Consider the following 8,009-nt stretch of genomic DNA (forward strand, 5'->3'; position numbering starts at 1 on the left):
TCCTTTGTGTTCTTGAGGTGCGCACGAACTACTTGAACGACCCAGTGACAGAGATCCATTACCCACATCATGAATGTGTCTCCAGTAAAGCCACCATCCACAAGGCAGCTTTTGGGGGGAAGCTTCCCCCCAAAACGTGCCGCCCACACAGTGTGAAGTCGCGCAATCCGCGTGCCGTTGTCCTTTAGTCGCTGGAGAACAACTTTGCCACCTTCTCTTTCGGTCTGATTAGCTGCGGTGACGAATACTGACAAAATTAATCCCAAGGTATCTACCGTTACAAAACGTTTACGTCCTTTAATTTTCTTACCAGCATCATAACCGACCGCTTGATTAAGCATTGCTGCTGTTTTAACGCTTTGACTATCGATGATGGCATCGAACAGGATCTGGTTTTCGCTCTTGCTCACTGTCTTGTCGCACCTTCATGGTCGGGGAACCCGACCGAAGTGCGCCGCTTCTGACCCAATCCAGTAATTTCTCATGAATTGCTACCCATGTTCCATCTTTTCGCCTGCTTGGTGCAATCGCGCTGAGGAGACCTCAGCGCGATTGCATCCGCAGTTCCGAAAATAGGTGTAAACGGTCTGCCATACGGGAAAGTCTCCTGGTAAGTTTCGCCATGTACAGCCCTGAGTTAGCACATAGAAGATCCCATTTAGCACCGACCACACCTCTACCTCTCAGTTTCGACCACCTGGTTTTGCTGGTGGAATCATTGCTTCTATTAGTTCCCATTGCCATTGCGCCTTTGTTACTGGAGTATGCTTTACTCATATCTCTTTCAGGGTTGCTGTGACTAAGTATCTTCAGCTTATCCCCTGAAAGCTTTTTTTACCCCCTACCCCCCTTTTCAAACACCCTCTAAGGGTGGTCGAACTACCGCTTTGGCATTTTAGACTCAAAGCAAATCCGCCAGCACGTCGGCATGGCGAATCTGTGGTGGGCTGGCTAGCAGCTCATCCGCACGCGGCATCAGTGCCGCCGCCATCGACCCACTCAGATGAGCTTGTCGATCGGCATCTTCGTTGAAAACATCAAACAGGGCGAAGGTTTGAGCGTCTAAACGCACTAAAAACCAAGCCAACATGCCTGGTTCGACTGCTGCCATTGACTGCTGCGCGGTGAGGAAAGTAGCGAGTTCTCGTTCTTTACCCAATTTTGCCTTCAATTCTACCAGTAGTGCAACTTTCGTCATGGGTGAGTCTCCGATCGGATTTATAAGTCGATTTAGATCTTTGAGGCACAGGATCTTCTGAATGGACTGTTATGTCCAGCTTACGAGCCGCATCATAAATATTTCCAAATAGAACAGCGGAGCTACGATATCGTGATGAAGAATACTTCCGATCCGGCACTCTCAACAGTTCAGACGACGCTTGGTTCGATCGCTTTTTGCGATCGAGGCGAGGGAGTGCCCATCATTCTGTGGCCGTCGCTGTTCACAACTCATGGCATTTTTGATGCCATGATTCTAACGCTAGATGCTTTGCCAGCAATCACAGCGTGGATCGGGTGCTGGTTGCCACCGACTGCACATTAATTCGATCGTGCTCAAAATCTTCTTTGAAGGGGATACCGAAAATGCTCATCCTTGAGGGGGCATTTACAATACGAACTCTCGATACGCTGCCGTGCCGTAGACCATGTTGCGATCGAATGCCGATAACACTCGATCGTGCGCCGCGTCCGATGCCAGACAACGACATACCAAAGTCGCTACATCCGATCGGGTAATGCTGCCAGCCACATGGGTATCCAATGTCAACACCCCATTGCCCGTGGCTGGCTCCGATTTCAAACCACCGGGACGGACGATCGTGTAATTCAAGCCACTATCCATCAGGTATTGCTCGGCCTTTTCCTTATCAGCTAGCACAGATGCTAAAGCCGCATAGGCAGTGGCTGGAATGGCATCTTTGGTATCACCCACGCCGATGGAGGAGACTAAAATAAACCGACTAACCCCATTTTTCACCGCCGCATCAATCAACTGTTTATTGCCGAGGAAATCAGCCCGCTGTCCATCCTGGGGCATTCCGCCGATCGTACTGACGATCGCACTAATTTGACCAGTCATGGCATTGTTAACATCGGTCAGGTTGAGGGCATCACCCACCACCGTTTCCACGTTCAGAGCATGGAGATCGGATTGGGCGGCAGGATCTCGAATCAACGCCAACACAGGCAAATTTTGGGTCGCCAAAATGCGGGCAATTTGATGGCCAACGCCACGGCTAGCACCAGCCAGAAAAATTGAGCCGGAAGTTGTCATAAGTTTATGGATGAGTAATAGCTCTAATCCAAATCCTAGCACCCATATTCCGCTGCTGGCAGAGCGATCGCTTTCTGAAGAGATGAATATCGCTGCTTCAATTTTCCTGTAACCTGCCAAACCAAGTGGAAACCGCAGGTGCTCCTTGAAAGTACCGTAACGCCCGCGCGGTGTCGAAAATGCCGCATCCAAACGATGATAGTGGCATTTGAGCCAGGGATTTTAGGATGGGTACTATGCGACCATAGTGAAACTTTTCAGCCACTATTGGAACTAGTCGTTAGTTGGCAATCTTACTTTTATGTCACGGATGAATGGCTAGTCGATCCTATTTTTAATATTGAAACTAAACAATTTTATTCTGGTTAGATATCTTGCTCGGAGTGACTTTAATCGGTAAATTCACTATAAATGTACTACCCAATTTTAGTTGACTATCGACTTGAGTACTGCCATGGTGTGCTTGGACGATCGCACGGACGATCGCCAAACCTAATCCCGTTCCGCCTGTATTCCGCGAGCGATCTGCTTGCACTCGGTAAAAGCGATCGAAAATATGCGGTAAATCCGCAGCATCAATCCCAATCCCATTATCTTCGATTGTGACGATAGCATTACGCTCCAATGATTCTAAGCGAATCGTAACTACTCCATAAGCAGGAGTATATTGAATGGCATTATGAATCAAATTAGCGATCGCTCGATACAGCCTGTCGCTATCGCCCATAATGTAGATTGGCTGGTTAGCCAGGATTTCCAAGCGCAGCTCGATCGAATGTGCCATCGCCAGCGGAGCCAATTCTTCTTCTAAATCGCTGACTAAATCGTTCAGACAGCACGGTTGAAGTCGTAAGGGTAATTGTTTCGCTTCCAACCGTGATAGCCAGAGTAAATCCTCTGCTAGACAACTGAGGTGGCGAACTTGACGCTGGGCAATTTCCAAATTATTGCGAGTTTCCGGCTCAATTACTTCGACATCTAAAGCACTTTCTACGGCTATTCTGGTGACAGCTAGCGGCGTGCGGAGTTCGTGGGCGGCATCGGCGGTAAATTGTTGGATCTGTTCGTAAGACTGATAAATTGGCTGGATTGCCAAACCTGAGAGCCACCAACTCGCGCCACCGATGAGTAACATCGCTAGGGGAATCCCAAAAATCAGCATCAGATGCAGACTGCTCATGTATTCATCCAATCGATCGAAGGATTGGGCAACTTGAAGATAACCCCAGTCCCGATTGTCGATTGTTTTGAGTGGCAGTGTATGAATATGATAGCGTTCGCCGCGATCGTCAGTAATAGTTTCCCAATCCATAGTTGGGATTTCATCGGTAAACTTGTGCTTTTTCCCCCCTAAAGTCCCAATCGCCCGACCTTTTAAGCTCAATAATCGCAGACAGTATCCTTGTTTTTTTGTCAGTTCGGCAATTTTGGAGTGAGGTTTAACTGGCGAACATTCCTTGCCTACTACACACAGTCCAGGGAGTAAATTCATCGCCACTGGATCGACTATTTCCGGTTGTTGTAAAACGGCTTCCAGGGTATCATGCACGGTTCCTGCTAAAGTGTTTAATTCTCGATCGACAGTGCGGGCAAATGCTCGAATCATCACTAAATGAATCGCAGAGCCAGAGAGCAATGTAATTAAACCAATGACGATCGCATAGGTGACAGTTAGTTGAATTCGGGTACGATTGAATAGTCGATTTTGACGCATTGTACTGAACTTACTGTAGTGAATTTAGCCGATAACCAAATCCGCGTACAGTTTCAATTACTTCCTCACAGCCAAATTCAGCTAACTTCTTCCGCAATAGCCGAATTTGGGCAGCGACGACATTACTCGCTGACTCCGAATCAAGTGCCCAGATTCGATTGCGAATTTGGTCGTGAGTGAGGGTACGATCTGGATGTTGCATCAGATATTCTAACAGTTGAAATTCTTTGGCTGTCAGACTTACAGACTGTTCCTTTCCTATTGAATTGGTAATGACGATTGCATTATTACCATAATCTAGTCGGAGATTGCCCAATTGCAATCGTTCCGGTTGAAATGTAGGGGCGCGACGGTGGAGAGCGCGGAGTCTAGCGAGGAGTTCTTCCATCCCAAATGGTTTGACTAGATAGTCATCCGCTCCAGCATCCAACCCTGTAATTTTATCTTCCATGCGATCTTTGGCGGTTAGCATCAAAATGGGCAGAGTGTATTTTTCAGCTCGTAACCGTTGACAGATTTCGATGCCAGACATTTTAGGCAGCATCCAATCGATAATCGCCAACGAGTATGTCGAACGATTATCAGTTAAATATTCCCAGCCAGTTTTACCATCTTGTGCCCAATCGACAACATATTGGTGATGAGCGAGGCTGGTTTGGATGATGGCACCCAAGTCTGGTTCGTCTTCAATTAGTAAAATTTTCATCTTAATACCCATCATCTCTGAGCTAAATGAAATTAACGTGAAATCTCGACTCCAACCATTTCATCTTAATTTCATCTCATCCCGCTAAGATCGTAGTAATGTCAAAATTACTATTATTTTTGTAAGTAGTCATGAATACTAAAGCTAAATTAATCGCATCGATCGCGATACTGACGGGAACAATTGGTTTTGGTTCCCTAGCGATCGCTAACTTCACGACTTCCAATAGATCGAATTCAACAATTGCCCAAAACTCTGATGGCATGAATCATGGGGGCATGAATCATGATGGCATGAAGAAAGGGGGAATGATGGATCATAATATGGATGTCGGCCCCGCTGATGCGAACTACGATCTGCGCTTTATCGATAGCATGATTCCCCACCATCAAGGGGCATTAGTCATGGCGCAGGAAGTTCTCCAAAAATCCAAACGACCCGAACTAATTAAGCTAGCTAAAGGTATGCTCGCCGAGCAGAAAAAAGAAATCGCCCAGATGCAGCAGTGGCGCAAACAATGGTACCCCAAAGCATCGGCGACACCAATAATGTGGCACGCCGCTATGAATCACGAAATGGCAATGACTGCCGAACACAAGCAGTCAATGATGATGAGTATGTCATTGGGTAAAGCCGATGCTGGATTCGATCGCCGATTTCTCGATGCGATGATTCCCCATCATCAAGGTGCCGTGACAATGGGACAAGATTTATTGAAAAAATCTAAACGTCCACAGATGCAAAAACTCGCTCAAAATATTATTAAGTCTCAACAGGCAGAGATCGCTCAGATGACTCAATGGCAGAAACAATGGTCTGCAAGTAAATAGTTAATGAACATTTATCTAATCTGAAGTATGGGGGTGTAAGCTATTATTTACATCTCCCTTTTTGCTGAAGAGATATTAAGGTATGACGACAATTGTTATCAATGAATTTATTCAATTATTCTTAAAATATTATCTCGAATTCATAATATTTTCATCTGGATTTCATCTTGGATTGTTAATCTGTAAATAGAGAGGTTATTCGATCCAAAGTAAAAGGTGTATTTTTTATGAAACGCTTATCCCTGACTGGCTTATCAATCATCGCGATCGTACTATCTGTAAGTACGTCTGCCCAAGCACGAGGTCATCAAGAAGTGCGAATACAGCCGATGATAAAAATAAGTAAGAATATTCCCACCAGCAAATATATTACCCCATTTGAATTAGTTGGTAGTGCTTATCAAGGTCAATATCGGGATCATTCTATCCCTGGATTTAGAGCATTAATTTATGGTACGCGAATAGGAAGAATTACTGCTAAAGATTTAGTGAAAGCCGCCATTGAGTCCAAAGAATTATTGCCAGAAATGATTGACGATCGCAGTTATCTTAGTAATGTCGAGTCTCAGTTGAGATCGCTCGGACGTTAAGTTAGATCGCTCTCGATCGCAAATTCATAATGGCTCAATTTCATCTGGATTTCATCTAAGCCTGTCAAACTAGTGAAAGTTGGCACTTTATTACCCGATCGTTATGGTCATAAATAAAAAATCTCACACAGCACCAAATCCTGTAACGAAACATTTTCAGCACTTGAGCTGGCTCTTACTGCCCCTCTCAATCTTGACAATATCTACATCAGCATTCGCTCATGCTGGGCATGGCGATGAATTTGGCTCACAAGAGGGGACGAAAAGTACCAAAGTGCAGGTCGATGGTGCTACAGCTCAACAGATTGGGGTACAAACAGTCGCTGCCAAAAAACAAAGCTTGAATGTCGAAATTTCGGCGACTGGGCAAATCGAGTTATTACCTAGCAAAAAAGTAGAAGTCACCGCACCGATTAAGGGCAAACTCGTACAACTACTCGTACAACCTGGAGCGAGAGTTAAAGCAGGACAAATACTGGCGCGGATGTCTAGCCCCGAACTCAACGAACTACGGACGAGTTCCCTCGAAAAACGATCGACAGCCCTCGCCAGTCTCCAACAAGCCCAAACAGATCGCAACCTCGCTCAACAGAGCTACCAAAAAATCGTCGAAATCGCCACTGCTGAAACTAATCAGGCGCGGAGCCAATTAACCGCCGCTCAATCTAGATTAGCGCGAGAACAACAACTAGTAAAAAGTGGTTCAGTAGTTCGATCGGCGAAAACTAGCTATCAGCGTCAACAACAAATCGCCACCGCCGAAATTACTTCCGCTCGAACCGAACTAGAGTTAGCCCAAGAACGCTATCAACAGGATGTAGAACTAGTCAAGAGTGGCGCACTAGCACGTCGTCAGATGTTGGAATCTCAGGCTAAACTAGCCGAAGCGCGAACTGCATTAGTCAAAGCGCAAAGTCAGCCAGGAGTAGCCCAAGCCGAAACCGAACTACGCAAAGCTGAAACCGAATTACCCCTACGAGAATTGCGGGATGCTGAGAAGCAGGTAGCCGAAGCCCAGGGACAACTTGCAAAAGCGACGAACCAAAGATCGGTAGTCGAAGCCCAAGCTCAACTTCAAAGAGCGAACTCAGCCGTAACTGCGGCGCAAACTCAGCTTAGACTCAGCGATGCTAGTTATCAAGGGCTGCTGGCACAACTGGGAAATCGAGCGAATGCTCAGGGTATAGTGACTATTACCGCCCCGATCGATGGTACGATTGCCGATCGAGAAATTACGATCGGGCAGTCTGTCGCCGATCCTGGAGCTAAATTAATGACGATTACCGACGATCGACAAGTGTTGGCAACAGCGAATATCTACGAACGCGACTTAGGACGACTCAAAATTGGGCAGCAGGTTAGTGTAAAAGTGCCTGGAATGGCGGATAAAGTATTTTCAGGTCAAATCTCGCGAATTGGAACAGCAGTAGACTCCCAAAGCCGTGTAGTCCCCGTTCAAGCAACCTTAGACAATAGCCAGGGGCTACTCAAAGCCGGAACGTTCGCCGAAATCAAGCTGGCGACAGGTCAAATTACTAGCCCAGTAGTCGCAATTCCGGCTAGTGCGGTAGTAGAAGCAGACCAAGAGAAATTAGTATATATCAAAAGTGGCGACAGCTATCAGCCCACCACCGTCACCCTCGGACAAACCGTTGGCAATTTAGTCGAAGTCAAAACAGGACTATTTACTGGGGACTTAGTAGTCAGTCAACGTGCCTCCCAGCTCTACGCTCAATCTTTGAAAAAGCAGCCCGCTAGCGAACATGGGGATGTGAAGCCTACGGTTAGTAAATCGGCTGAGAGCCAACTGTCGCCTTATCTAATTTGGGGACTGGTACCTGCCGTTGGTATTGTTGGCGGCGGTGCTTTTTTACTGGGACGCAAGAGCAATCGA

General features: G+C 46.5%; 11 protein-coding genes. 5 read left to right on the forward strand and 6 right to left on the reverse strand.

Annotated elements, in window-relative coordinates; all coding sequences use genetic code 11:
* The 3 genes from ACEW9I_RS19870 to ACEW9I_RS19880 all read right to left on the reverse strand — a co-directional run.
* The coding region (locus ACEW9I_RS19870; RefSeq protein ID WP_373542064.1) for a transposase at positions 1 to 341 on the reverse strand (341 nt) is incomplete at its 3' end.
* Between the two features lie 150 nt (positions 342 to 491).
* On the reverse strand, positions 492 to 674 hold the full coding sequence (locus ACEW9I_RS19875) for a transposase (RefSeq protein ID WP_373542065.1): 183 nt from the start codon (positions 672 to 674) through the stop codon (positions 492 to 494).
* Positions 675 to 901: 227 nt separating this feature from the next.
* Positions 902 to 1,198, reverse strand: coding sequence for a putative quinol monooxygenase (locus ACEW9I_RS19880; protein ID WP_373542066.1), 297 nt, complete (start codon positions 1,196 to 1,198; stop codon positions 902 to 904).
* 135 nt (positions 1,199 to 1,333) lie between these two features.
* Here ACEW9I_RS19880 and ACEW9I_RS19885 point away from each other — a divergent pair, with 135 nt between their 5' ends.
* Positions 1,334 to 1,543 (forward strand): hypothetical protein, encoded by a 210-nt coding sequence (locus ACEW9I_RS19885; RefSeq protein ID WP_373542067.1) that lies wholly within the window; start codon positions 1,334 to 1,336, stop codon positions 1,541 to 1,543.
* A gap of 63 nt (positions 1,544 to 1,606) precedes the next feature.
* Here the strand turns inward: ACEW9I_RS19885 and ACEW9I_RS19890 are convergent, their stop codons facing one another.
* Positions 1,607 to 2,275 carry an SDR family oxidoreductase gene (locus ACEW9I_RS19890; RefSeq protein WP_373542068.1) on the reverse strand — a complete coding sequence of 223 codons (669 nt, stop codon included), beginning with the start codon at positions 2,273 to 2,275 and terminating at the stop codon, positions 1,607 to 1,609.
* A 195-nt stretch (positions 2,276 to 2,470) separates the two neighbouring features.
* On the opposite strand from ACEW9I_RS19890, the gene ACEW9I_RS19895 reads away from it, so the two are divergent.
* Complete coding sequence (locus tag ACEW9I_RS19895; protein WP_373542069.1) at positions 2,471 to 2,644, forward strand: hypothetical protein; 174 nt, start codon at positions 2,471 to 2,473, stop codon at positions 2,642 to 2,644.
* On the opposite strand, the gene rppB is transcribed toward ACEW9I_RS19895, so the two are convergent.
* Together rppB and rppA are read right to left on the reverse strand one after the other, a co-directional pair.
* A complete protein-coding gene (rppB, locus tag ACEW9I_RS19900; protein ID WP_373542070.1) occupies positions 2,622 to 3,989 on the reverse strand; it encodes a two-component system sensor histidine kinase RppB in 1,368 nt (455 codons plus the stop codon). The two genes, ACEW9I_RS19895 and rppB, sit on opposite strands and share 23 nt — an antisense overlap.
* Positions 3,990 to 3,999: 10 nt before the next feature.
* The gene (rppA, locus tag ACEW9I_RS19905) at positions 4,000 to 4,695 is read right to left on the reverse strand and encodes a two-component system response regulator RppA (RefSeq protein WP_373542071.1); all 696 of its coding nucleotides are present in this window, start codon (positions 4,693 to 4,695) and stop codon (positions 4,000 to 4,002) included.
* A gap of 131 nt (positions 4,696 to 4,826) precedes the next feature.
* On the opposite strand from rppA, the gene ACEW9I_RS19910 reads away from it, so the two are divergent.
* From ACEW9I_RS19910 to ACEW9I_RS19920, 3 genes are all read left to right on the forward strand, one after another.
* Positions 4,827 to 5,525 carry a DUF305 domain-containing protein gene (locus ACEW9I_RS19910; RefSeq protein ID WP_373542072.1) on the forward strand — a complete coding sequence of 233 codons (699 nt, stop codon included), beginning with the start codon at positions 4,827 to 4,829 and terminating at the stop codon, positions 5,523 to 5,525.
* A 227-nt stretch (positions 5,526 to 5,752) separates the two neighbouring features.
* On the forward strand, positions 5,753 to 6,115 hold the full coding sequence (locus tag ACEW9I_RS19915) for a hypothetical protein (RefSeq protein ID WP_373542073.1): 363 nt from the start codon (positions 5,753 to 5,755) through the stop codon (positions 6,113 to 6,115).
* A 103-nt stretch (positions 6,116 to 6,218) separates the two neighbouring features.
* Positions 6,219 to 8,009 (forward strand): efflux RND transporter periplasmic adaptor subunit (locus tag ACEW9I_RS19920; protein ID WP_373542074.1); only part of this gene is annotated, 1,791 nt, incomplete at its 3' end.

Origin of the sequence: Chamaesiphon sp. (assembly GCF_041738855.1) — a bacterium.
Classification (GTDB): Bacteria; Cyanobacteriota; Cyanobacteriia; order Cyanobacteriales; family Chamaesiphonaceae; genus Chamaesiphon.